At 33.7% G+C, this 26777-nt stretch carries 22 protein-coding genes; 13 read left to right on the forward strand and 9 right to left on the reverse strand.

What is annotated here, in order from left to right; translation table 11 throughout:
* Positions 1 to 78 precede the first annotated feature (78 nt).
* The 3 genes from EMN46_RS01275 to EMN46_RS01285 all read right to left on the reverse strand — a co-directional run bounded on the left by EMN46_RS01275 (position 79) and on the right by EMN46_RS01285 (position 5119).
* The gene (locus tag EMN46_RS01275; RefSeq protein ID WP_154198856.1) at positions 79 to 588 is read right to left on the reverse strand and encodes a shikimate kinase; all 510 of its coding nucleotides are present in this window, start codon (positions 586 to 588) and stop codon (positions 79 to 81) included.
* 5 nt (positions 589 to 593) lie between these two features.
* Positions 594 to 3197, reverse strand: a complete 2604-nt coding sequence (locus tag EMN46_RS01280) for a DNA gyrase/topoisomerase IV subunit A (RefSeq protein ID WP_154198857.1) — start codon at positions 3195 to 3197, stop codon at positions 594 to 596.
* 80 nt (positions 3198 to 3277) lie between these two features.
* Complete coding sequence (locus EMN46_RS01285) at positions 3278 to 5119, reverse strand: DNA topoisomerase IV subunit B (protein WP_154198858.1); 1842 nt, start codon at positions 5117 to 5119, stop codon at positions 3278 to 3280.
* Positions 5120 to 5649: 530 nt separating this feature from the next.
* Here EMN46_RS01285 and EMN46_RS01290 point away from each other — a divergent pair.
* Together EMN46_RS01290 and EMN46_RS01295 are read left to right on the forward strand one after the other, a co-directional pair.
* A complete protein-coding gene (locus tag EMN46_RS01290) occupies positions 5650 to 7098 on the forward strand; it encodes a TrkH family potassium uptake protein (protein WP_154198859.1) in 1449 nt (482 codons plus the stop codon).
* Positions 7099 to 7117: 19 nt separating this feature from the next.
* Positions 7118 to 7336 carry a hypothetical protein gene (locus EMN46_RS01295; protein WP_154198860.1) on the forward strand — a complete coding sequence of 73 codons (219 nt, stop codon included), beginning with the start codon at positions 7118 to 7120 and terminating at the stop codon, positions 7334 to 7336.
* A 24-nt stretch (positions 7337 to 7360) separates the two neighbouring features.
* Here EMN46_RS01295 and EMN46_RS01300 read toward each other — a convergent pair whose 3' ends face one another.
* Positions 7361 to 7714 (reverse strand): phosphatase PAP2 family protein, encoded by a 354-nt coding sequence (locus EMN46_RS01300; RefSeq protein WP_154198861.1) that lies wholly within the window; start codon positions 7712 to 7714, stop codon positions 7361 to 7363.
* Positions 7715 to 7896: 182 nt separating this feature from the next.
* Between EMN46_RS01300 and EMN46_RS01305 the strand changes: the two genes are divergently transcribed.
* Together EMN46_RS01305 and EMN46_RS01310 are read left to right on the forward strand one after the other, a co-directional pair.
* Positions 7897 to 10287: a TonB-dependent receptor gene (locus EMN46_RS01305; protein WP_154198862.1), complete on the forward strand. Its 2391-nt coding sequence runs from the start codon at positions 7897 to 7899 to the stop codon at positions 10285 to 10287.
* 90 nt (positions 10288 to 10377) lie between these two features.
* Positions 10378 to 11466, forward strand: coding sequence for a PepSY domain-containing protein (locus EMN46_RS01310; protein WP_195715154.1), 1089 nt, complete (start codon positions 10378 to 10380; stop codon positions 11464 to 11466).
* Between the two features lie 24 nt (positions 11467 to 11490).
* Here EMN46_RS01310 and EMN46_RS01315 read toward each other — a convergent pair whose 3' ends face one another.
* From EMN46_RS01315 to hpt, 4 genes are all read right to left on the reverse strand, one after another.
* Complete coding sequence (locus EMN46_RS01315; RefSeq protein WP_154198864.1) at positions 11491 to 12180, reverse strand: phosphatase PAP2 family protein; 690 nt, start codon at positions 12178 to 12180, stop codon at positions 11491 to 11493.
* Positions 12181 to 12342: 162 nt separating this feature from the next.
* Positions 12343 to 13350, reverse strand: a complete 1008-nt coding sequence (gene obgE / locus EMN46_RS01320) for a GTPase ObgE (RefSeq protein ID WP_154198865.1) — start codon at positions 13348 to 13350, stop codon at positions 12343 to 12345.
* Between the two features lie 103 nt (positions 13351 to 13453).
* Positions 13454 to 14053: an adenylate kinase gene (locus EMN46_RS01325; protein WP_154198866.1), complete on the reverse strand. Its 600-nt coding sequence runs from the start codon at positions 14051 to 14053 to the stop codon at positions 13454 to 13456.
* A 92-nt stretch (positions 14054 to 14145) separates the two neighbouring features.
* The gene (hpt, locus tag EMN46_RS01330; RefSeq protein ID WP_154198867.1) at positions 14146 to 14685 is read right to left on the reverse strand and encodes a hypoxanthine phosphoribosyltransferase; all 540 of its coding nucleotides are present in this window, start codon (positions 14683 to 14685) and stop codon (positions 14146 to 14148) included.
* Between the two features lie 409 nt (positions 14686 to 15094).
* On the opposite strand from hpt, the gene purE reads away from it, so the two are divergent.
* The 7 genes from purE to EMN46_RS01365 all read left to right on the forward strand — a co-directional run bounded on the left by purE (position 15095) and on the right by EMN46_RS01365 (position 22729).
* Positions 15095 to 15598: a 5-(carboxyamino)imidazole ribonucleotide mutase gene (gene purE / locus EMN46_RS01335; protein ID WP_154198868.1), complete on the forward strand. Its 504-nt coding sequence runs from the start codon at positions 15095 to 15097 to the stop codon at positions 15596 to 15598.
* Between the two features lie 500 nt (positions 15599 to 16098).
* The gene (locus EMN46_RS01340) at positions 16099 to 16914 is read left to right on the forward strand and encodes a hypothetical protein (protein ID WP_154198869.1); all 816 of its coding nucleotides are present in this window, start codon (positions 16099 to 16101) and stop codon (positions 16912 to 16914) included.
* Between the two features lie 9 nt (positions 16915 to 16923).
* A complete protein-coding gene (locus tag EMN46_RS01345) occupies positions 16924 to 18987 on the forward strand; it encodes a helix-hairpin-helix domain-containing protein (RefSeq protein ID WP_154198870.1) in 2064 nt (687 codons plus the stop codon).
* Positions 18988 to 19128: 141 nt separating this feature from the next.
* Positions 19129 to 19608 (forward strand): PaaI family thioesterase, encoded by a 480-nt coding sequence (locus tag EMN46_RS01350; protein ID WP_154198871.1) that lies wholly within the window; start codon positions 19129 to 19131, stop codon positions 19606 to 19608.
* A 375-nt stretch (positions 19609 to 19983) separates the two neighbouring features.
* Entirely contained in the window at positions 19984 to 20622 is a 639-nt protein-coding gene (locus EMN46_RS01355) for an HAD family hydrolase (RefSeq protein WP_154198872.1), read from the forward strand.
* A gap of 51 nt (positions 20623 to 20673) precedes the next feature.
* Positions 20674 to 21360: a DUF5020 family protein gene (locus EMN46_RS01360; protein WP_154198873.1), complete on the forward strand. Its 687-nt coding sequence runs from the start codon at positions 20674 to 20676 to the stop codon at positions 21358 to 21360.
* 73 nt (positions 21361 to 21433) lie between these two features.
* Entirely contained in the window at positions 21434 to 22729 is a 1296-nt protein-coding gene (locus tag EMN46_RS01365; RefSeq protein ID WP_154198874.1) for an NCS2 family permease, read from the forward strand.
* Between the two features lie 131 nt (positions 22730 to 22860).
* On the opposite strand, the gene EMN46_RS01370 is transcribed toward EMN46_RS01365, so the two are convergent.
* The gene (locus tag EMN46_RS01370; RefSeq protein ID WP_154198875.1) at positions 22861 to 23646 is read right to left on the reverse strand and encodes an alpha/beta fold hydrolase; all 786 of its coding nucleotides are present in this window, start codon (positions 23644 to 23646) and stop codon (positions 22861 to 22863) included.
* A gap of 485 nt (positions 23647 to 24131) precedes the next feature.
* Here EMN46_RS01370 and EMN46_RS01375 point away from each other — a divergent pair, with 485 nt between their 5' ends.
* Positions 24132 to 24821, forward strand: a complete 690-nt coding sequence (locus EMN46_RS01375) for a succinate dehydrogenase cytochrome b subunit (protein WP_154198876.1) — start codon at positions 24132 to 24134, stop codon at positions 24819 to 24821.
* A gap of 12 nt (positions 24822 to 24833) precedes the next feature.
* Positions 24834 to 26774, forward strand: a complete 1941-nt coding sequence (locus EMN46_RS01380; RefSeq protein ID WP_154198877.1) for a fumarate reductase/succinate dehydrogenase flavoprotein subunit — start codon at positions 24834 to 24836, stop codon at positions 26772 to 26774.
* The last annotated feature ends 3 nt before the right edge of the window (positions 26775 to 26777 follow it).

A 26777-nucleotide genomic window follows, 5' to 3' on the forward strand; every position in this document is an offset into this window, starting at 1 on the left:
TTAAAACGGAAAAACGGTAAATACGAAAAATGGCTAGTCTTGTAAGACTAGCCATTTTTATATTTAATCATTAAACTATCACTTAAAAATTTGCTTAAGATCCTTTAGTTTTAAACCGTCAACATTGCATTTAAATTCTGCCAATCGATAATATGGCAATCTACTCTTTAAATGATTGGCAATATAAGACTCTAATTCACTTTCGGGAACTGATTTTACGATTGGACGCTCATCATCCGACTTCAAAATATTTTGCTTTAAAACAAGTGGACTAGCTTCCAAAAACAAGGTTTGCCCCATTGTATTCATCAATCTCATATTATCATGAAAACAAGGCGCTCCTCCTCCTGTTGAAATAATAGTAGAATTCGTCAACGCTTTAGTCGACAATAAAGCTTTCTGTTCTCTTTCTCGAAATGAAGTCTCTCCAAATTGGCTAAAAATATCAGGTATTGTCATACCTTCCCTTTCTACTATCAAATCATCAAGATCGACAAAATCGAAGCTTAAAGAGTCTGCAAGACGTTTTCCCCAATAGGATTTTCCGCAGCCCATATAACCAACTAGATAAATAAGTTTCGCTTCCATTATCTTTAATCTTCTAAAGCATTCTTATCTTCTGCTACAGAATTCGCTTCATCAACAATTTCAGCATCCTCAATATCTTCTTCGCGAACTAAAGGTTCAATTTCCTTTATTTTTCCAACTTCATGAGTTGTTAAACGCTTTCCTCTTGCCTTAAATGATTTTACTGAAATAAAGTCTTCGCCATCAATTTTTTCAACTGGTCTATCAGCATCAGCGCCTTTAAATTTAATCTCAAATTGAGGATACATCTGATCTGATAAACAAATTAATTTACTCGCTTTATTTTCTCCAATGAATCCCTGCATTTTAGCATTACCATCCATTGTAAAACGTTTCAAGTAATAATATTCCTGATCAGCATCGAAAAAGACAGCTGTCCAAACCTTATTCACATCGAATTTTTCAATAATACGTATCTGATCAGAATAATGATTACTTAAATCAAAATTGCTTAAATAGAATGTATTATTTTGGAGAACAACTAGAATTTGATCATCTCCAACAAACTCCCCAATAAAATCGCCTCGTTTTTCAGTATTCAAACGAAGAACATCTGGATCGAACCAAATTTTTCTTCCCCCCAAAGTTGATACACCTTCATGTTTCAGAGTAATTCTCTGCACTGGAGTTTTACTTAAAATATTCCCCATTGAAGCACGTCCCTTAATCAAAAGATCAGCAAAGTCGTATTCAAAATTCAATTTTTTAATTCGTCCTTGAGGCTTAAGGAGTACTCTAATAATTTCTGCTTCTCCATTAGGATTAGCACTAAAATAAGTAATTCTTGAACCTGGTGTTTCCTTCGTTAAATTGTATTCTTTATCTCTAGTTAAACCTGTTACATTAAAACGTTTTGCATACGAAAAACCTGCCTTACCATCACGATAAACCACATTATATATCGTTCGTTTATCGTTTTTACGGAATACAGCAATATGAATAATATTCTGACCTATAAATAATTTATCAGTAACCTTAGTTATAAAATAAGTACCATCCTTTCTAAAGATAATAACATCATCAATATCAGAACAATCGCATAAATACTCATCCTTTTTAAGACTTGTACCTAAAAAGCCTTCATCATAATTTACGTAAAGTTTCTCATTAGCAACAACAACTTTACTAGCTACAATGCTATCAAAACTTCTTATCTCTGTTTTACGCTCTTTACCTTTACCATATTTCTTACCTATAGACTGGAAATAACGAATTGTAAAAGGTATAATATTAGCTATATGAACTTTTATTTCCTCAATTTCATCTACAATAGATTGGATATAATCTGTCGCTTTATTGATATCAAATTTAGAAATACGCTTAATCTTAATTTCAGTCAATCGAACAATATCCTCCTCATTAACAGCACGCATGAGATGCTTAACATGTGGTTTTAGACCTTTATCAATCGTTTTGATTACAGATTCCCAAGTCTCACATTCTTCAATATCTCGATAGATTCTATTCTCAATAAATATTCGCTCCAATGATGCGTAATGCCAAGCTTCTTCAAGTTCTGATTTACGAATTTCGAGTTCAAGTTTTAATAATTCAACCGTTTTATCAGCCGAATGTTTCAGAATTTCTTGAACACCTATAAATTTCGGAACATCATCCTCAACAACACAAGCATTGGGTGAAATTGAATATTCACAATCAGTAAAAGCGTACAGAGCATCAATCGTTTTATCCGAAGAAATACCACTAGCCAACTGAATCAAAATTTCAACATCAGCAGCAGTATTGTCATCAATTTTCTTAATCTTAATTTTACCCTTATCATTCGCTTTAATTATTGATTCAATCAAAGTCGATGTTGTTTTTCCAAAGGGAATTTCAACAATTTTAAGGGTTTTATTATCAATCTTCTTAATACGCGCCCTCACCTTAACAGCACCACCACGTAAGCCATCATTGTATCGACTTACATCAACCATGCCCGCTGTTGGGAAGTCTGGGTAAATTTCAAACTCTTCTCCCTTTAAATAAGAGATACAAGCTTCTATTAGTTCATTAAAATTATGAGGTAATATCTTAGAAGCCAATCCAACAGCAATACCTTCAACTCCCTGTGCTAAAAGCAATGGGAACTTAACCGGTAAAGTTATTGGTTCTTTGTTTCTACCATCGTAAGATTGTTTCCAATTGGTCGTTTTAGGATTAAACAAAACCTCAAGAGCGAACTTAGATAAACGGGCTTCGATATAACGAGGTGCAGCAGCAGAATCACCAGTTAGAATATTCCCCCAGTTACCCTGCATATCTATCAACAATTCTTTCTGTCCCAACTGAACTAAAGCGTCACCAATAGATGCGTCACCGTGAGGGTGAAACTGCATCGTGTTACCAATGATATTAGCTACCTTATTGTATCTACCATCATCAAGTTTTTTCATTGAATGCAGAATTCTACGTTGTACAGGCTTTAAGCCATCATTCACATAAGGAACGGCACGTTCGAGAATTACATATGAAGCGTAATCTAGAAACCAATTCTGATACATTCCCGACAAATAGGTCACATTTCGTAAGGCTTCAGAGCCTTGCTCTCCGTTTTGATCGTCTCTTTCCTCAGGGGTTTCTAAATCGTTAGTTTCGTCGGTACTCATTGATATTCAATTTTATTTCTGCTAGTCTATAACTAGTTTGTATTTTAACTATCTTATTTATTAACAATATTGCATTAAAACTATGATTCATTTATTTCGTCACGTTCAACATGCAAATTATCAATAATAAATTTTTGTCTATCAGGTGTATTCTTACCCATATAATAAGAAAGCATATCAGGAACAGATTCTTCCTTTTTCATTAAAACAGGATCTAATCGAATATCTTTCCCAATAAAATATTTAAACTCGTCAGGAGAGATCTCACCCAAACCTTTAAATCGGGTAATTTCAGGATTCGCTCCCAAACGCTTCATTGCTCTTTCTTTTTCGTCGTCAGAATAACAATATTTTGTTGCTTTCTTATTCCGAACTCTGAATAATGGTGTTTGTAATATATACAAATGACCACTTCTCACGACATCAGGAAAGAACTGAAGAAAGAAAGTAATTAACAACAATCGAATGTGCATCCCATCGACATCGGCATCCGTTGCGATAATCACATTGTTGTATCGTAAACCTTCTAGACCATCCTCAATATTCAAGGCTGCTTGTAGAAGATTAAACTCTTCATTTTCGTATACAATCTTTTTAGTTAGACCATAGGTATTCAAAGGCTTACCCTTTAAACTAAACACAGCTTGAGTATTTACCGATCGTGATTTTGTAATCGATCCACTTGCAGAATCACCCTCGGTAATAAAAATACTAGTTTCTGATTTATCCTCGTGAGTCGAATTAAAATGAACACGACAATCACGAAGTTTTTTATTGTGTAAGTTTGATTTTTTAGCTCGCTCTTTCGCTATTTTCTTAATCCCTGAAATAGCTTTACGCTCTTTCTCCGACTCTATAATTTTTCGATGAAGAGCATCTGCTACTTCTGGGTTCTTATGTAAATAGTTATCTAAGTTGGTCGTCACAAAATCCATAATAAAATTTCGAACCGATGGACCATCAGGACCAATATCTTTCGATCCTAATTTAGTTTTTGTTTGAGATTCGAATACAGGCTCTTGAACCTTGATACTAATTGCCGCAATTATGGAAGTTCTGATATCAGAAATATCAAAATCCTTTTTATAAAAATCACGCACTGCTTTTACAACAGCTTCGCGAAATACGACTAAATGTGTACCACCTTGAGTTGTATGTTGTCCATTAACAAATGAATAATATTCTTCGCCATATTGCTGTCCATGAGTCATAGCCAATTCGATATCTTCACCCTTAAGGTGAATAACTTCGTATAGACTTTTACTATTCATATTCTCGTGCAACAAATCAAGAAGTCCATTCTTTGATAAGAATTTCTTACCATTAAAATATATGGAAAGACCTGCATTAAGATAAACGTAATTCTTAAGCATAGTCTCAATATACTCGCTTATAAAGCGATAATTGGAAAACATTTCCGGATCAGGATTAAAGGTTATTCTAACCCCATTCTTTTCTTCGCATGGTAGAATGTCATCTTCACTTTTTAATTCACCTCTGCAAAATACAACCTTTTTAACTTCTCCTTCACGAAATGATTCTATAACAAATTCGCTTGAAAGTGCATTTACAGCCTTAATTCCGACTCCATTCAGACCCACCGATTTTTTAAACACGACAGAATCATACTTGGCTCCCGTATTCATTTTCGATGTTACGTCAACAACTTTCCCTAAAGGAATACCACGTCCGTAATCTCGAATGCAAACTTTACGATCAGTAATATCAACATAAATTGATTTCCCTACACCCATCGCAAATTCATCGATAGAGTTATCGATAACCTCTTTAATAAGGATATAAATACCATCGTCATGAGAAGAACCATCACCCAACTTACCAATATACATACCGGGACGTTTACGAATGTGTTCTTTCCAATCAAGTGTTCTAATAGAATCTTCTGAATATTTAGCTGCCATTTATTGAAATGATCAAAATGTTAACAAAAAAAGGTAGGTTTTAAAAGTGAATCAGCTTAATAACAACCCACACTCCCAATAAACCGATTAAATATGAATTATCACCTCTTCGAGAGATTTTTGGAGATCAAAATAATTCAGGAAAATCAGCCACCCACAAATATAACTAAAAGAATGGCTTTTCCGAAAGGAGTTTATCAACAGTCTAATAATTAGAAACTGTATAAAGAAGTAATCAAGATGTTGATAAAAGAAATCCCATTATAAAAGTTGTTAAAAACAATATATTTATTCAAAATCATTCAACAATAGGATCAATAAAGCAGATTTCATTTCCATCAAATACATTATGAATATAGGTGAATTATATACATAGCCAATCTTTATGACATCAACAATCTAGAAAAACAATCATAAAAGCCTACACATCAATACAAACCATTGCATAAAAAAAAAACACAATTACTCTCATCTATAACAATACGATATTCATTAATTTACATACATTTGCAGGCTAAATTTAGAGCTTTATGAATTTTAAATTTGTCCTAAATATACTTGGACGCATGCTTCTTATATTATCTATTTTTATGACGACAATAATCCCTTGGATTATTTACTTTCATGAATACAGCATTCTATTGGCGATTGAAGAATCGATAGCAATTCCATTGATTATAGGATTAAGCTTACTTTTTTTCACAAAAGGGTATAGCAAAAACATAGGATCTAAAGAAGCCTATATACTAACCTCTGCAATTTGGATTATTATGGGGGTTACAGGCAGCTTACCCTTCTGGTTTAGTCACACAACACATAGTTTTATTGATGCCCTTTTTGAGTCAATATCTGGTTTTACAACAACTGGTTCGTCTATTTTAACCGATATAGAAGCAGCACCTAAGGCCATTTTATATTGGCGAAGCCTAACACACTGGATAGGCGGAATGGGTATTATCGTATTAACAGTTGCCATTTTCCCTTCTTTACAAATTGCATCATATCGACTTTTTTCAAGTGAATCTTCAGGCATTGATTCAAGTAAGTTAATGCCAAAAACCTCATCTATGGCTAAACGCTTATGGGGTATTTACATTGGTTTAACCGTAGCAATGACAATTATTTTAATGCTCGGAGGGGTTAATTTTTACGAAAGTTTATGCCACGCTTTTGCAAGTATTGCAACTGGAGGTTTTTCCACTAAAAATGCAAGTGCAGGTTTCTATTCCCCTTTTGTTCAATATGTCATGATGTTTTTCATGCTAATATCAGGAATCAATTTTGCGCTGCATTATGGCCTTTTGAAAGGACAGTTTAAAAGCTTAATAAACAACATCGAATTAAGAACCTATCTTGCCATTATTTTCTTGGTTGGTAGTTTCATCAGCTTAGTACTCTATTTCGAGGACGGATTACCTTTTGAACAAGCTTTTCGTGATTCTTTTTTCCAAGTTATTTCAATTATCACTGCAACAGGATTTGCTTCGGCAGACTATTTACAATGGCATCAATCGTGCTGGCTACTTATCTTTTTACTGATGTTCGTAGGAGCTTGTATTGGTTCTACAGGTGGTGGTATAAAAGTTATAAGACATGTTGTGGCTGTAAAAACAATATCAAGGTTATTCAACCAACAAATACATCCAAATCAAGTTAAATCAATTAAAATAAATAAAAAAGTAATTGCTGAAGATAAGGTACATGCTATAATAACATTTATTTTTATCTACCTCTTTATATTTTTTATTGGTGGTTTATGCTTACTCGCTACTGGGCTCGATGTGGCTTCAGCTTTTAGTGCATCTATTACGTCCATGGGAGGTATTGGTCCTGGATTAGGAAGTGTAGGACCTGCATCTAATTTTGCTCATCTTTCTGATATCGCTAAAATAATTCTGCCTATTCTTATGATTATTGGACGCCTTGAAGTATTAAGTTTTTTAGTTATATTCACTCCTGGTTTTTGGAAACATAAATAATAAACGAATACACTTTAAGATGATTAAGAAAGTGCTTCCCATTTGTCTTTTCATCCTACTATTTGGAAAAATAGTATATACCTTAATCACAGATTTCGACAATTTAAATGGTATTCAAGTTTTTGGAATGATACTTGGCCTTTTTATTTGTTCTTACTTTCCATTTATGATTGCTAGTGAAAAATATATTGATTTTTTACATGGCTTTAAAATCAAGCAAATTAAAAAAGAGGAATAGATTTATATCCTGAAATTGATATGCCTAAAAGAATCCCAACTTCAATAATTTAAGGATCACAAAAGTTATTGTCACCATCTCTAAAACGACTACTGCAATTAAAACACCTGCATCAGAATTTCCCAACACTTGTTTAAAACGTGCAAATTGCTTTTGTGGATACATGCGTGATACCCACCAACGCGTAATTCTGTAAAAGAAAAACCCAACTCCCAAACCTAAAGCCATTCCACCCAAAATATCACATGGATAATGAAGACCTAAATACAAACGCGTATAGACAATAATTAAAGACCATATTGTAATAAATATAGCGTAAATATTATTTCTAAAAAGTCGTGATGTATAAATTGCAAGGGTAAAAAACAGTAGCAACATGAGAAGAAACGAATAATAAATTCACATATCACGTAACTTACTATTCTTATTTAATCTAATCAAAAATACCTACAATACGGTATTGTGAGGAATGCGTGATTCCATAATTTTGTCACCTGTAATCAATAAACGCATTAAGACACATCTGTCTTATTTACCCTAATACAACTAAATTTCACATCATGAAAAATGTTTACTTACTAATAATACTTGTATTATTTAGTACACTCTCTTACGGACAAGGTTTATTAAAAGGAACTATTACCGATGAAAATAATTTGGCATTACCAGGAACAAGTGTTTGGTTTGCCAATTTAAAAACAGGTACGTCAACCGACCTTGAAGGCGCTTATGTAATTAAAGAAATACCAGCAGGAACTTGGACTGTAAAAATAAGCATGGTAGGTTACTACACCATTTCAAAAGAAGTAACAATTATCAACAATCAAACAAGCCAATTAAATTTACAATTACAGCCTAATAACGAACTACTTAATGAGATCGTTATTTCAGCAAGTAGAAATCCAGAGAAACTATCAGAGATTCCAGCTTCTATAAGCATTGTGAATTCAAAAGCACTAGAAAGCTATGCGCAAACAACAACGAATATTAATGAAATTCTTGAGTTTACCGTACCCGGTTTAGCTCCAAGTACGGGAACTTCGTCGAATTGGGGACAAACAATGCGAGGTAGAAACCTCTTAGTTATGGTTGATGGTATACCGCAAACAACCACTTTACGAAACGGAAAAGTAGGCATGAAATCTATTAATCCTAACGATATTGAGCGTATTGAGGTAATTAAAGGTGCAACTTCTATCTATGGTAATGGCGGAGATGGTGGTTTTATCAACTACATCACAAAAAAAAATCATTCTAAAAATATCATTGAAGGAAACACTCAGGTTTGGGGAACTTCAAACTTATCGAAAACTAAGGATGCACAAGGTTTTGGAATTTATCAATCTTTAAAAGGTAGATTGAACGATTTATCGTACTATGCAAGCGGAAGCTACGAGGAAACAGGCAATAAATATGATGCAGACGGTCAGGCTTTATTACCAACTTATGGCTTAGACAATACTGAAACAGTAAGCATATTGGGTAAAATTGAGTACCGCTTTTCTGAAACTCAAGACTTAAGTTTTGTTGTAAATCATTACCGATCACGTCAGGACTCTCCTTTTTCGCCTGTAGATGCCAACATCGAGGTTCTGAATGAAGAAGGAGACTATATTCTAAATCATGGGTATGGTGAAATTTCTGATACCCCTAATTTAAATAAGCCTAATGGACCAACAAATACGAACCTACGCTTAAGCTATCAGGCAAAGGATTTGTTCAAGGAAAGTACCACTTTTAGTACCGATGTTTATTTTCAGAAATCTAAAAATATTTTTTTCTATTCTGATAGATTCGTAGGTGGTGGTCAATCAGTAATTAATGCCGAGAAATATGGCTTACGCCCAAATTTTAGAACAAGTCTTAAGATTTCTGAAGAAATAAAAACGGATCTAACATATGGCTTAGATATCTTAAAAGACAAAACCAATCAAGGACTTTTGGATGGCAGATTATGGGTACCGAACATGAACATGATTAGTTTCGCGCCCTATTTTCAGGCAAATATTAAGATTAAAGATGTATGGAGCATTAAAACAGGTGTAAGATATGATAAGATGAATCTTAAGATTAAAGATTTCACTTCTCTACCATACGATTCTAAGTCTGATGGTAATTTTACTGATCCGGTTAATGTAACTGGAGACGATTTAAAATTCAACAACACGTCATTCAATTTTGGTATCCGATATATCGAAAACGACAAATTTATTCCTTACGTCAACTATTCTCAAGGTTTTTCTTTACCAGATTTAGGCAGAACACTTCGTGATGCTTTAGCTTCTAATGTTAATGATATTAACCTTAAGTCCATTTTAACAAATAATTACGAATTTGGTTTTCTCTCAATATTTGATCACGTAAGAGCAGAAGCCGTTGGTTATTACTCGACTTCGAATTTAGGAACAGGTCTGAATTTTAATAACGAAACTAATAGATTTGAACTGTCACCAGATCCACAGAAAATATTTGGGGCAGAATTTTCTCTTGACTTTAAATATTTAAATGGAGACATACTTTTTGGAGGTTCGTACACTTATGTAGAAGGACTAAAACATCCAAAGGATGACAAAAATGATTTAAGTTATATTGGTGGAGATTTGATTGCTCCCTCTAAATTAACAGCTTACATTACAGTTAAGCCATACGAAAAATTGACGACCACTCTTCGCATGATTCGCGTTGGCGATCGTAACCGCTTTAATACTGTATCAGACGGCAATGGTGGTTGGAACTATAACTATCGTGAAGTGCCAGTAAATGGCTATACGCTTCTTAATTTTTCAAGTTCTTACCAAGTGAGAAAAGATCTTTCAGTTTCGTTGGCTGTAAATAATTTATTAAACAAATTTTATTTACCTACACGCGCACAGTGGGCGGCTCCACTAAAAAATCAAAGTCCAGCTGGCGAAGGTGCCAACACAAAATTAAGTCTGTCATATACATTTTAAACACACTTTAGTTCAAACATTAAGTTTAAGGAATTGTATTCTCGATAAAGAATGCAATTCCTTTTGCTTGTAAAAAAAAAAGACCCTGATATGCTAAAATACATCGCTCATAAAATTCATCTTATAATTGGCTTAACAACTGGACTTGTTATATTTATCATCTGCATTACGGGGAGTATCTATACGTTTAAAAAAGAGATTCAGGATGCCATGCCCTATGTTTCAGTTAAGGCTGCAAACAAATCGAAATTGGAACTTTCTACTCTTGTGGCAAAGTTTAATACTTATTCCGACTTTCCTATTATACGAATTTACGACTATCAATCTCCCAATAAATCAGTTCGTATTATGAGCTCAAAACAGGGTGAAAAACAAATAACATATATAGATCCTTATACAGGCAAAATAATTAAGGATTACAAAGATAAATCTAATTTCTGGAGTATTATTTTAGGACTTCATCGCCATCTCTTACTTCCTAAACCATTAGGCAAATTGATTATTGGCTATTCAGTTATTCTCTTTACTATCTCCTTACTTACAGGTTTCATTTTGTGGTTTCCAAAAAAAATAAGGATGCTTAAGGAAAAGGCTTTTCGAAACATCAAATTTTCACTAAAGGGCAAAGCTCAAACATTCAGATTGCACAGTAATATGGGGTTATATGTGATTATTCCACTCCTTATTAGTTGCACTACCGGTCTTGTCTGGACATTTCCTAAATACGAGAAAGCTGTTTATCGCCTTATAAGTCCTGACTATAAAAAAAACAAACAAAAGCCTAGTGAATATATTGGGAACTTTCAGCTTTGCAGTTTAGATAAACTAAAAAAAAGTATCGACTCTCAAAACCCTAAAGAACTAGGTTTAAACATATTTTTTATTCCTCAAAAATCAAATTCACCAATCCGAGTATTGTCTTGTATTGATGATGACAAGTTTGGATTTACAAATAATTATTTAGCAGATCCTTCAACTGGTGAAATTCTATATACAATTTTAGACTCAGATAAAAACAGAGCCGAAAAACTAAAGTCCTTAAACTACGATATCCATACTGGAAGTATAGGTGGAATATATGGTAAATTAGTTGTCTTTATCTTGGGGCTATTGGGTGCATCATTACCCGTTTCAGGTTACCTCCTTTTTTTCAAAAAAAGATATTCTCAAATTAAGTAATATCACAAAATTATTCTTCTCTCATTAAAAGAAGCCCAATTTCAATAATTTAAGAATTACAAAAGTTATCGTCATCATCTCTAGAACAACTACTGCAATTAACACACCAGCATCAGAATTAGATAGCACCTGCTTAAAACGAGCAAATTGCTTTTGTGGATACAAGCGTGATACCCACCAACGCGTAATTCTGTAAAAGAAAAACCCTACTCCCAAACCTAAAGCCATTCCACCCAAAATATCACATGGATAATGAAGACCTAAATACAAACGCGTATAGACAATGATTAAAGACCATATTGTAATAAATATGGCGTAAATATTATTTCTAAAAAGTCGTGATGTGTAAATTGCAAAAGCAAATACAGCGGTTGCATGAGAAGACACAAAACCAAATTTGTCGCCAGCATAAGCTTTAACCAAATGAACGATACCAGATAAAGCAGGCTCGTGACTTGGACGTAAACGCTGCAATATATTTTTGAAAAGATAAGTTGATATTAAGTCTCCAAATAGAATGAGTAATGATAATCCAATTAGCCACCACCAAGCCTCTTTTCCTTTGTATTTAAATATATGATAAGCAACCAGAATAAAGAAAGGTATCCAAAACTCAATTCGAGTAAAAAACATCATTATAACATCCCAGAATGGGCTATGAGAAGAATTGAACCAAATTAAAAGTTCTTTATCGAGTTGAAGTAAGGTTTCCATAATAAGCTTATGTGTATAAATAGGACAATATGACAACGTAAGACTACTCCAAATTATTGCATCTATTTTAAAGAGCAAGAATGCCAGAGATTTAAGCAAAAAATAGGCTTGGTCATTCCCAAGCCTAAATCAGAAAACAAGTTTCTTATCTATTTACTAAGCTTAATCGGCTATAGCATTATCTTCATTAATTGCAGTCCAAAGCATATCTTTTAACTCAACAAGACCTTGCTGAGCCACAGATGAAATAAAAGTGCATGGAATATTTGGTAAATCTAGACGAATCTCATCTTTCAATTCCTCATCTAGCATATCCGATTTAGTAATAGCTAACAAACGCTTTTTGTCCAACAATTCAGGATTGAACTCTTTCAGCTCATTCAAAAGAATTTTATATTCTTCATGAATATCCTTACTATCAGCTGCAACCATAAACAGAAGCACTGAGTTTCGTTCGATATGACGCAAGAAACGTAAACCTAAACCACGACCTTCATGAGCTCCCTCAATAATTCCAGGGATATCAGCCATTACAAATGATTTATTATCGCGATACCCAACAATACCTAGGTTTGGAACTAAAGTTGTAAATGGATAATCAGCAATTTTTGGCTTAGCAGCAGAAACGACAGAAAGTAAAGTCGATTTTCCAACACTAGGAAAGCCTACCAAACCAACATCAGCTAAACATTTAAGCTCAAGAATCACTACACGTTCAACACGCTCTTCACCTTGCTGTGCATAGCGTGGTGTTTGATTTGTTGACGATCGGAAATTCCAGTTACCTAAACCACCACGTCCACCTTTTACTAAAATTTTAGTTTCGCCATCCTCAGTTACATCAAAAATAACTTCACCGGTTTCAGCATCACGAGCAACAGTTCCCAACGGTACTTCAATAATCTCATCAGCACCCTCGAAACCAGAACTTCTACTTTGTCCACCAGAACCACCATCTTTACCGAATATATGTCGGCTAAAACGTAAGTGAATCAAAGTCCAAAGTTGTTTATTAGCTCTAATAATGATATGGCCTCCACGACCACCATCACCACCATCAGGTCCACCTTTCATTGTTAACTTATCACGATGAAGGTGAGCCGATCCTGGGCCACCAGCTCCGGAACGACAAAATATTTTAACGTAATCTACGAAATTAGATCCAGCCATTTTGTGTTATTTTTAGCCTCAATTAGAACAAATTATAGGCTATAAGTGAAATACAACACATGCAAAAAAAAGGCAGGCGTCATATCTTTAAATATATCGTTCTTTATACGATATTAAGTTCTTCGTTTAAACAAACTTTCTCAACGAGAACTGCTATTCTTTCAAAAACTTCAGAGAGTGATCCTATTCCATTAATAGTAAAATAGAGATCTTGTTTTTTATAATAATCGGCAATAGGAGCTGTTACATCATCGTATATTCTCAAACGCTTTACTATAACTTCTCTTCCACTATCATCCAGTCGCCCCGATGATTCGCCTCTTTTTAATAATCGCTGAATCAGAATTTCTTCATCAACTTTTAATTCGATTACCAAATTTACTTTACCTTGTCTGCTAGCTAACATTTCGTCGAAATGTTCTGTTTGACCAATATGTCGAGGAATGCCATCATAAACAATACCTCTAGCTTTAGAATTTTGATCTAAAAACTTTTCTACAATTCTATATGCTAACTTATCTGGGAAAAAATTCCCTCCATCAATCAACCTTTTGGCCTCTAAACCTTCGGGTGTAGCAAATTTGATTTCTTCTCGACACACATCTCCAGTAGATAAATGAATCAAATTAAATCTTTCTTGCAATAATTTAGACTGAGTTCCTTTTCCAGAACCTGGAGGTCCAAACATGATGACATTCACCATAGAATTTATCTAAAAAAATCAATTATAAATATAAGTGCATATCAGTATTAACTAATTTCTTAGTCAACTAAATTTCACACCTTTTAATACGACTAGTCAATAACTGTATAGATATCAGGAAGATTTCTACCAATACCATCATAATCTAAACCACGACCTACAATAAAATCATTAGGAATATCGATACCTACGTAGTCAATTTTCACATCACGTTTCAAAGCGTCAGGCTTAAACAACATTGTTGCAACAACAACTTCTTTTGGTTTATATTCATCGATTTGTATCAATGTGTTTTCCATTGTAATTCCTGTGTCAATTATATCTTCAAGAATAACAACTGTTCGATCTTTAAGATCTTCAGTAAAACCCATTAATTTTTTGACCTTACCTGTTGTTCCCATACCTTCGTATGAGGTCAAACGCATAAAAGTAATTTCAGCATTTTCAACAGTTATTAGTTTCATCAAATCTGATGCAAACATGAATGATCCATTAAGAATACAAATAAACATTGGATTCTTACCAGCTAAATCCTTATTCATCTTCTCAGCTATTTCTGCAATAGCATTATCAATCTTCTCAGCCGGGATAGATACCCTAAATTCTCTGTCAAGAAGTTTTACAGTTTTCATCTGTCTATATTTTTATTTGCCTTCCCAAATTTTTCGGAAAGAGTTCGCCTCTTTAAATTCCAAATGGAACTCAACTAATATTCCCTTTGCAACTATTCATTTTTGATTTCATTTTAGGTAAACAACAAAATTTACTTAAATAAGATCAAGGTTCTATATCCTCATTTCAATTAACAACTTTTTACTGTCAAAACAAATAGACAATTATAATGTCGTCAATATAAGGCATATAAAAGATAAAAAAAAAGTTTTAAAACCATACTGCAACATCCATATATTTTTTCCAATTTTGCTTTAAACAAAAGCAACCATATGTCTGTTGATCATATAGAACTAAAACAATTCTTACTTGGCGACAAAAGTACAATTTTTTGTTATTAATTTTATAAATCCACCAATATAAAACACGATGAAAGCGAAAGTTAGTATTATCATGGGAAGTACTTCGGATCTTCCAGTTATGGAAAAGGCCGCCCAAATTTTGAACGATTTTAAGATTCCATTCGAAATTAATGCCTTATCAGCACACCGAACACCTGAAGAAGTTGAGGTTTTTGCAAAAGGTGCAATGGACAATGGAATAAAGGTAATTATTGCTGGCGCAGGTATGGCAGCTCACCTTCCAGGTGTTATTGCAGCTATGACTCCACTTCCTGTGATTGGTGTACCTATTAAAGCTAGCCTCGATGGAATGGACGCTTTACTAGCAATTGCACAAATGCCTCCAGGAATTCCTGTTGCAACTGTTGCCATTAATGGAGCTATGAATGCGGGTATTTTAGCTGCCCAAATTATTGCTTCTGGCGACGAAGCTCTTCAGGTTGAAGTCATCAAATTTAAAGAAAGTCTTAAGCAAAAAATAGTTAAGGCAAACGAAGAACTTGCTACAGTAAAATATGATTATCGTGTTTGAGAATAAGTTTCTCAACTACAATATAGATACATTCTAAAAAAATCCGTAATGTGAAAATATCACTTTACGGATTTTTTTATTTTAAGTTGGATTTAATTAAAACCAATCGTCAACATTACACGTCTGACCATTAACTTGATTTTCACCACACGCCACGCCAATAGCCTGCATTAATTTGATTAATAGGTTTTAGATGCAGTTTCATCTTATCATCATGCTCTTTCACTTTAAAATTCCATTCTCTAAGCTCATCAACCTTCAATTTAGATTTTATCTTATTCCTTAGAATTATTGCTTGCTCATTGCATTTAGAATTCGTACTAATCTAACCTACCCAATAAGCACCAACAAGTTCTTTTAAGCCACAAAAGACCATTAATTACAGAACTAACTCAATTACTCAAACAAAAGCACCTATCATCATATTTTATTAATAATCAAACACATCTATTGACATATTAATAATTACAAGTTAACTTTATAAAAATAAAGAACAAAAAATGAAGTCAACCAATATAATTATAGGACTATTGTTTATATCAAATTTAGGTTTTGCATCCTTAGATAATTTTGGAGGTGGAGCACGTTCAAATGCAATGGGAAAAGCATCAGTAGGCAATATTGATATATGGAGTAATTACAACAACCAGGCTGCATTGGCTAAACTAAAAAAGATAGAATTCGGCGTTTCTTACGAAAACCAATTTCAACTTGAAGATTTAAGCACAAAAGCCCTAGCTTTTTACTACCCTACAAAGCTTGGAGGATTTAACCTTAATTATACACAGTTTGGTTTTGACTTATACAAAGAAAGTAAAATTGGCTTAGGCTACTCAAAAGCTTTAGGCAAACACTTATGGGCAGGTATTCAAATCAATCAAATGCGAATCAAGATAAATCAAATCGAAGGAGAACAGAGTAAGTATAACTTCGAAATTGGTTTATTGGCCGAGATATTTCATGATTTCTATTTAGGGTTTCATATTTCAAACCCAAGTCAAGAAAAATTTGAAACGTTATATTTTGATGAAGCTATTCCAACCATTGCTCGTTTGGGAGTTTCTTGGCATTTATCCAAAGAAACAATGCTCAATTCTGAAGTCGAAAAAGATTTCGACAACGACGCTCGTGTAAAAGTTGGTATAGAACACCAAATTGTCAAAGATCTCTACATTCGCTTAGGTGTTTCGAGTAAACCTAACCAAATCAGTTTTGGTTTAGGCTATCAATACAAAATAGTAAAAATGAATTTGGCTTATTCTAAACATCAAAACCTAGGATACACACCATCTTTCGATCTCAACATCTCATTCTAATATTTAGCTATGTTTCGATTTAAAGCATTCATTATACTTCTAATCATTACACTTTTTTCGAGTGCTAATCTTTTGGGACAAAATACGGCTAGTAAAAATGATATTATTGAAAGAATAATAGAAAACATTGCTGAAAACAGTGATGAAGAATTGGACTACACAGATTTGGTAGAAAAGTTTAATGAATTGTTTGACAACCCTATCAACTTAAACAAAGCAAGTAAAGAAGACTTAGAAGAATTGCATCTCTTATCTGACTATCAGATTCAAAATTTAATTGAATACCGAAAAGAAAGTGGACTCATTTATAGTTTATATGAATTAAGATTCTTAGATGGTTTTAGCTACTCAATACTTCAAGAAATTAGTCCCTTTGTGAATATTCAAATTGATTCGCAAAAAATAAAACCTTCACAAAAAAGTAGAGCAAAACATTTTATACTTATCAGAAGCCAAAGAACGTTGGAAAACGAAGAAGGATATAAATCCTATAACTTTGAGGATGAAAGTCCAACAAGTTCTGAAGATCCAGCCCAATATATGGGAAAGGAATGGAAATATTATACGCGCTACAAATATAGCTCCCCAAAAAAGGATATTGAATTTGGTTTTACTGCCGAAAACGATGCTGGCGAACCCTTCTTTAAGGATGTAAATTCAGAAGGATTTGATTTCTACTCAGCATTTGCCGAATATACCGGTAAGGGTAAAATACGACAAATTAACATTGGAGATTACCATTTAAAATTTGGACAAGGCTTAAGTCTTTGGTCTGGTTTAGCTTCAAGAAAATCAACATTCACTACTCAAAATGCAAAACGGCAACAAGGTATCAAATCCTATCACTCAACGGATGAAAACTTATTCTTCAGAGGAGCTGCAATAAGAATCGACCCTATTAAAAACATCAGCTTAACTGCTTTTTCTTCTTTTAAAAAACGAGACGCAAATATTGAAAATAATTTAACCCAAAGCATCAATAACTCAGGACTCCATCGTACAGAAAATGAGATACAAAAAAAAGACAAACTCGATGAGAAAGCATGGGGAGGAACCTTACTTTTTAAACTTGATCAAATAGAATTCGGAACATCCTTTATTAAATCTCATTTTTCTCCAGAGTTGATAAGTAAAACGGATGATATCACTAAAATTTATGACTTCTCGGGAGACGGAAATTACAATTTAAGCGCATATTACGAAACCCGTTACAACAAAATCCATTTATATGGCGAAATCGCTAAAAGCCAATCTGGAGGAAAAGCTATTCTGCAAGGTTTAAACTTACAGCCACATCCGCAATTGTCTTTAGAAGTTATCTACCGTAAATACGATAAAAATTATCAAGCTTTATATGGAAATGCTTTTGGTGAACAATCAGGAACACAGAATGAAGAAGGCTTTTATTTTGGAGCAGAATTTCATCCATACCCTAAATGGACAATACTAGCTTATTACGATTTATATGAATTCCCTTGGCTAAAATACAGAGTAAGCTCCCCCACAACAGGTCGAGATTACCTTTGTCAAATTGAATATAATCCAACAAAAGAAGTTTCAATTTACTTTAGATATAAAGATGAAAAGAAACCAGAAAATTCAAATGATGAAATAATAAAAACACCCATTGATGTTTCAAAAAAGCAATATCGTTTACACTTATCGGCTAAACTTAATGAGAATTGGGAAATTAGAAATCGTTTAGAACTATCTGAGTACAATAAAACCGCTAAAGAGAGTGGATATCTGGTTTATCAAGACATTATATACAAGCACAGCCGTCTCCCATTTACAACAAGCATTCGTTATGCTCTTTTCGATACAGATTCTTATAATACTCGAATTTATGCCTATGAAAATGACATTCTATATGCTTTTTCGATACCACCTTATTTTAACAAAGGTTCGCGATTCTACCTAAACTTCAGATACAAATTCAACAGGTCTGCTAGTCTATATCTAAGATATGCACGCACCCAATATGCCAATTCAAAAATAATTGGTTCGGGGAATGCAGAAATATCAGGAGATACAAAATCAGAAATTAAGCTTCAATTAAAACTAAGCTTCTAAACAATACTTCAAAAGTTGGAGATCATATTCTGTACGTACAGTAAAACAGAAAACCACTACATTTTATAACTATATCAACAGGGTCTTTCACAAGAAATATTAAATTTGTTAATTATATTTTAAAATCAAAACTTCAGCTCAATGAGAAAGATAATAAACCCATATATAGATGATAACAATGGCAAATGTTTTGGTTGCTCACCACATAACAGCATGGGATTAAGAATGAATTTTGTTGAAGATGGTGAATATATTATCGCAGAATGGGAACCACAAGCACATCTTTCGGGTTTTAAAAATGTTTTACACGGAGGAATTCAAGCAACCATAATGGATGAAATAGCAAGTTGGGTTGTATTTGTGAAGTGTCAAACCAGTGGACTTACAACTGAATTAAATGCAAAATACAGAAGACCCGTTTTAACAGATCAAGGTAAAATTACAGTACGAGCAAAATTGATTTCTAAAGAAAGAAAATTTGCAAAAATACATACCGAAATATTCGACCATAATGGAAAACTTGGTTCACAAGCAGACGTTACTTATATGATTTTCCCTCAAGATATAGCAAAAGAAAAATTCAATTATCCTGGAATAGAAGCGTTCTTTGAATCTAAATAGCAATTCACCATCAACATATAAACCTATAATTAAGCCTCTTACAATTAATATTGAATCAAAATACGTTTACAATTTGGATTTAAAATAAAAAAAACGCTACTTTTGCAGCTTAGTTTTAAAAATACATCATCTGGGAAACTGGTAACTCCGAATTTCTAATTCGGCCAAAAAACGAAAGGATGAATACCATTATTAGTAAACACAGCACTACTGTGCTTTATATATCTATAAAAAGATACTTCTCTTCCACAAAAAGAGCGTTTACATCCTACCTACATTTTAATTTTTCCCAAAAACTAAATTTTCCATATCATTCATGTTCTAAACAGGAGCAGGTAGAATTTTTATTTTCTAACCTCTTAAACAGAAATACGAATGCATAGATACAAAGCCATTATCTGGGACTATAACGGAACACTACTCAACGATATTGAAATTGGAATTGAGAGTATCAATTTCATGTTGAGAAAACGCAATTTACCTTTGTTGACTAGTGAGAGTTATCGTGAAGTATTCACATTTCCGGTAAAGGATTATTACGAAAAAATTGGTTTCGATTTCAAAAAAGAAGATTGGGCTATAACTGCTCAAGAATTCATTACAAACTATACAAAACGTTTACCCCAATCAGATATTTTTCCTGAAGCACGAATTTTGCTGGATTTATTTAAACAACAAGGCAAAAAACAATTTATTCTTTCTGCTATGGAAATGAATATGCTTAATGATTCAACTCACGAATTAAATATTCAAGGGTTTTTCAACGAAATATCTGGCATTAATAATATTTATGCCAGCTCAAAAGTTGAAAATGGAAAAAACCTATTTCATAAACATCAATTAAATGCTGAGGATGTCTGCTTATTTGGAGACACAACTCATGATTATGAAGTAGCACAAAGCTTAGGCTGTCACTGCTACCTAATAGCTTCAGGACATCAATCTCTAGAAAAATTAAAAGCTACGGGTTGTCCCAATATTATTAAAAGCTTAAACGATATTATTACAGAATAAACAACCATTTATTATATAATCATTTTACCAAACAATCATTTTATTTAACCGATGAAAAAACTATTTACAATTTTTGCAATTCTTTCAGCATTTGCTGTAAATGCTCAGAACTTTCAATTGCACCGCGATTTTGAGCGAGGACATTACACATCAACTTTCGAAATGTTTAAAGTAGACAAGTGGGGTAACACATTCACCTTTGTCGATTTTGATTACGATTCTAAAAATGGAATTAACCAAGGTTATTTCGAGATTGCTCGTGTTTTAAAAACTGAAAAAATGCCAATTGGTCTACACATTGAATATAATGGTGGTGTTGGTAATGCTGAAGTAACCAATGTTGGAAGTTTTGGTTATACCATTAACGATGCATGGATCTTCGGTTTAAACTACTCTAAAGGAAATGCTAAATGGGGATACTCAACATACGCAGGTTACAAAGCTATTAAAGATGCTGGTAAAGCAAACTTCCAAGTAACTGGAACTTGGTATGTAAACATGTTTGATAATAAATTAACATGCTCTGGTTTTGCAGATCTTTGGTCTGAAAATGGAGACGATGAAGCAATTGCAGCAGGAAGTGTTGCTGACGAACTTGTTTTTATAACAGAGCCACAACTTTGGTATAATGTAAACGAGCGCTTCTCTTTTGGTGGAGAAGTTGAAATTTCTAACAACTTTGCTGGTGACGATTTTAAAGTTCGTCCTACTTTAGCTCTTAAGTGGAATTTCTTATAAACGCCATTATTACAATATAATTGAAAAGTAGTTGGCTTATTATGCCAGCTACATTTCACAATTCTAAACAACCATGTTAGATAAATATTTCAATATTACAGGTAGCGGATCTACTCTCAAAACTGAGATTATAGCTGGTATTACCACCTTCATGACAATGGCTTATATCCTTGCCGTGAATCCCGATATTTTAAGTGCTACAGGAATGGACAAAGGTGCTGTATTTACAGCAACTGCTCTTTCTGCAATTGTAGCAACATTATTTATGGCTCTTGTAGCTAAATTACCATTTGCATTGGCTCCAGGTATGGGATTAAATGCTTTCTTCGCCTTTACAGTCGTATTAGGTATGGGCTATAGCTGGCAATTTGCATTAACAGCTGTTTTTCTTGAAGGTATTATTTTCTTAATCCTTACAGCATTCAATATTCGGGAACTTATCGTTAACTCAATTCCTTTGAATTTGAAACATGCCGTTTCTGCAGGTATCGGACTATTTATTGCTTTTATCGGACTAAAAAACGCAGGTATTGTTGTTGACAATCCAGCTACATTAGTTTCATTAGGAAGTATGAAAGATCCTGCAGTTATAGTAGGTCTTGTAGGTATCATTATTACTGGTGTATTATTGGCTCGTAAAATGAAAGGTGCTCTACTTATTGGTATTCTTGTTTCTACGGTTCTAGCAGTAATACTAGGTGTTACTCATCTTCCTGAAGGTTATAAATTTATTAGTGTACCTCCTTCAATCGAACCTGTTTTCTTCAAATTCGACTTCTCAAATGTTCTTAGTTTAGACATGGTCGTTGTTCTTTTCACATTCTTATTTGTGGATATGTTCGATACTGTCGGAACACTTGTAGGTGTAGCTTCTAAAGCTGACATGTTAGACAAAGAAGGTCGTGTACCACGTGTTAAGCAAGCTCTTTTTGCTGATGCGATTGGAACATTCTTTGGTGCTATATTTGGTACATCAACTGTTACAACATATGTTGAGAGTGCTGCCGGTGTAGCTGAAGGTGGTAAAACAGGGATGACAGCTTTATCTACTGCTGCTATGTTTGCTATTGCGTTATTATTTGCTCCTGTTTTCATTATGATTCCAGGTGCTGCAACAGCTCCAGCTCTTGTTATTGTTGGTTTGTTTATGTTGTCCCCAATCTTCAAAATTGATTTAGAAGACTTTACTGAAGCAATACCTGCATTTTTAACAATCATCATGATGCCATTAACATCGAGTATTGCAGAAGGTATCGCATTTGGTATGCTATCTTACGTAATTCTTAAGTTATTAACTGGTCGTTACAAAGAAGTAAAACCAATCATGATTGTGATTGCTATCCTTTTCTTGATCAAATTTTATATGTAATAGAAAATGAGTTTTCTATATTAACCTAAACAGATTAATTTGAATTCTGAGCTCTAGCTCAGGTAGATATTTTCTCAAAATCTGATCTAAACCCAAGCTCCACGCCCCCAAGCGTGGAGCTTTTTTTATTCTTACTTCATAATTTCTATAACGGCATTTATACACGCATCTTTCTCCTCAATAAAACTCATATGCCCAGAATTTTCAAAAATCACTGGTTTCATTCCATTATCATAAGCCCATTCCATCCCTTTTTCAAAAGGAATAAAATTATCTTCCCTACCTACAAAACTATGTTTAGGAATCTGTAAAGCCTTAAGAATTTTATTCCTATCAGGACGATTCATCATTGCATTAAGAGCATTTATTATTCCCTCTTCCTTTGTGTTTGATGCAATTTCTATCAAAACATCAATTTCACCCAAAAAGGATTCTTGATTACGCTTAGAGAACGTGTTAGGAATAGCCGTATTACAAATTAGATCTTTCTTACCTCTGCTTAGAAGGTCAATTTCTCGTTTACGATTTTCTTTCTTTTCTTCAGTGTCCGGATTTGCTGAAGAATGCAATAAACTAAAACTTGCTAATTTATCTGCATATTTATCTGCAAAAGCTAAAGCAACATAACCACCCATAGAATGCCCCATTAAATGGACTTTACCTAGATTTAACTCAACAACCAAAGCACAAACAGCTTCTGCCATATCTTCAACATTAACATGCTTCAACTTAAGTGTTGATTGACCATGTCCAGGCAAATCGACACAAATAACTCTCACTTTTGTTGCAAGGTCTTTAGCAAAAGCATCAAAAGTTTCAATAGCTTCCAAATAACCATGCAGAAGAACAAGTACTTCACCTTCTCCTTGATCAAAATATCTTAAATTTGATATTCTAGTATCCAAATAATGTATCATATCGTAATTAATTTTAACTGTAAAACTCAAATTTAGAATCAAAATCTTATTTTGAAAAAAAATAAGATAAAATAAAAACGGCTCTACTTTAAGTTTAATATAACGGATTTAGATTAAAAATCAATTAAAGTCTAAGCAACATCAAAAAAATGATGGTTTAAATATTCGAAAACGTAATAATTCATCAAAATTCTAAATTAGCACTATTAGTGCCCAACTTGTTTTATAACATATAAAAAAAGAAACATCTCATCAACGTTTTCTAGAAACCCTTTGAAAACGCTCAGTAATAGGTTTAGAATTAACCATATACATTTTTAGTAATGAATAACACTTTACATATTAAAAATAGACTATTAATAGAATCAATCTAAATAGATTATATGTGTTAAGTAATATTGTTTCCTCAAACATGAGCATCTACATTTGCAATTGAATTAGTTAATCCTATTAGAATAAAAACAATCTAATTAATTTTTAGTCCTATGAGCAGTTTTTTAAGTTCATCAATTGGAAAGAAGCTGATAATGAGTTTATCAGGTATTTTTCTTGTTGTTTTTGTGTTGGTTCACTTAATATTAAACTCATTTTTGTTGTTTGATAGCACTGGTGAATTGTTCAACGCAGGAGCTCACTTTATGTCATTACCAGTTATCCGTTTTGGATTACAACCGGTATTATTTGGTGGCTTCATTATCCACATCATTTATGCTATTACTTTAACACTTCAAAACATGAAGGCTCGCCCTCAGAAGTATGCAGTGCAAAATTTAAGTAACAGTAGTACTTGGTCGTCTCGTAACATGTTTGTTTTAGGTGGACTTGTATTGGTTTTCTTAGCAATGCACTTGATGCATTTCTTTATTAAGATGCAAATTACAGGTGAAGTACCTACTACAATGCTTAACGGTGAAGAAGTTCATAATGGAGCAAAACTAGTAAAAGACCTATTTACAACTGGGACTTTAGGACTAGTTTACACTTGTCTTTATGTATTAGGGGCTATCCTTTTAGGATTACACCTTTCTCACGGATTTTGGTCAGCTTTCCAATCAATTGGATTTAGCAATAATATCTGGAGAAAACGTCTAGAAAAGGTATCTTACTTCTATGCATTTTTCATTGCTGCAGGATTTACAATCATTCCTTTGTATTTACACTTTTTTGCTAAATAATAAAAAACGGTTATGACAGTATTAAATTCAAAAATTCCAGCCGGACCATTAGCTGAAAAGTGGTCAAAACACAAAGCTGCTATTAAAGTAGTTAGTCCTTCTAATAAAAGAAAACTAGATATTATCGTTGTAGGAACTGGCCTTGCTGGTGGATCTGCCGCTGCTTCTTTAGCAGAGATGGGATACAACGTAAAATCATTTTGCTACCAAGATTCAGGTCGTAGAGCTCACTCTATTGCTGCTCAAGGTGGTATTAATGCTTCAAAGAATTATCAAAACGATAACGATTCAGTTTTTCGTTTATTCTATGATACAATTAAAGGTGGTGACTATCGTTCTCGCGAAAGTAACGTTCATCGTTTAGCTGAAGTAAGTGGCGATATCATCGACCAATGTGTTGCTCAAGGTGTACCTTTTGCACGTGAGTATGGCGGAACTTTATCTAACCGTTCATTCGGTGGTGTATTAGTAAGTCGTACTTTCTATGCTCGTGGTCAAACCGGACAACAATTATTGTTAGGTTGTTACGCTTCTATGAACCGTATGATCGGACAAGGACAAATTGAAATGCACGAACGTTGCGAAATGCTAGACATCGTAACAGTTGATGGAAAAGCTCGTGGTATTATCACTCGTAACTTAGTTACAGGTGAAATCGAACGTCATGGTGCTCACGCTGTAGTAATTGCATCAGGTGGATATAGTAATGTATTCTTCCTATCGACAAATGCTATGGGATGTAATGCTGGAGCCGCTTGGCAAGCTTACAAGAATGGTGCTTATTTTGCAAATCCTTGTTACGTACAAATTCACCCAACATGTATTCCAATTCATGGCGAACAACAATCGAAACTGACATTAATGTCGGAATCATTGCGTAATGATGGTCGTGTTTGGACTCCTTTGAAAAAAGAAGATGCAATTAAATTGCAAAAAGGTGAAATTACAGCAAATGATATTGCTGAAGAAGATCGCGATTTCTACTTGGAAAGAAGATACCCTTCTTATGGTAACTTGGTACCTCGTGACGTTGCATCTCGTGCAGCTAAAGAAAGATGTGATGCTGGTTTCGGTGTAAATGGAACTGGTAAAGCCGTTTTTCTTGACTTTAAATATTCAATTGATCGTTTAGGACGTGATGTAATCGAAGCTCGTTATGGAAACTTATTCCAAATGTACGAGAAAATTACTGATCAAAATCCTTACGAATTGCCAATGCAAATTTATCCTGCTATTCACTATACAATGGGTGGTCTTTGGGTTGATTATAACCTAATGACTAACGTTCCTGGTTTATATGCAATTGGTGAAGCTAACTTCTCAGATCACGGAGCTAACCGTTTAGGTGCTTCTGCTTTGATGCAAGGTTTGGCTGATGGTTATTTCGTTTTACCATACACTATTGGAGATTATCTTGCTGATGAGATTCAAGTTCCACGTATCGATTTAAATAATCCAGAGTTTGTTAAGAAAGAAAAGGCTGTTACTGATCGTATGACTCGTTTATACAATATCAAAGGAAACAAGTCTGTAGATTCTTTCCACAAGCGTTTGGGTAATGTAATGTGGGAAAATGTAGGAATGGCTCGTAACGAAGCTGGATTGAAATTAGCAATCAAAGAAATTGAAGAAATCCGTAAAGATTTCTACAAAGATCTTCGTATCACTGGAGATTTCGATGCTATGAATATCGAATTGGAAAAAGCTGGACGTGTTGCCGACTTCTTTGAATTAGGTGATTTGATGGCACATGATGCTTTGGATCGAAAAGAATCTTGTGGTGGTCATTACCGTGAAGAATCAGTTACTGAAGATGGTGAAGCTAAACGTGATGATGAGAACTTTGCTTATGTTTCAGCTTGGGAATACCAAGGTGAAGGTAAAGCTCCTAAATTGACCAAGGAAGAATTAGTATTCGAAAATGTGGAATTAACACAACGTTCATACAAGTAAGCT

It is taken from the genome of Ancylomarina sp. 16SWW S1-10-2 (assembly GCF_009669305.1).
Classification (GTDB): domain Bacteria; phylum Bacteroidota; class Bacteroidia; order Bacteroidales; family Marinifilaceae; genus Ancylomarina.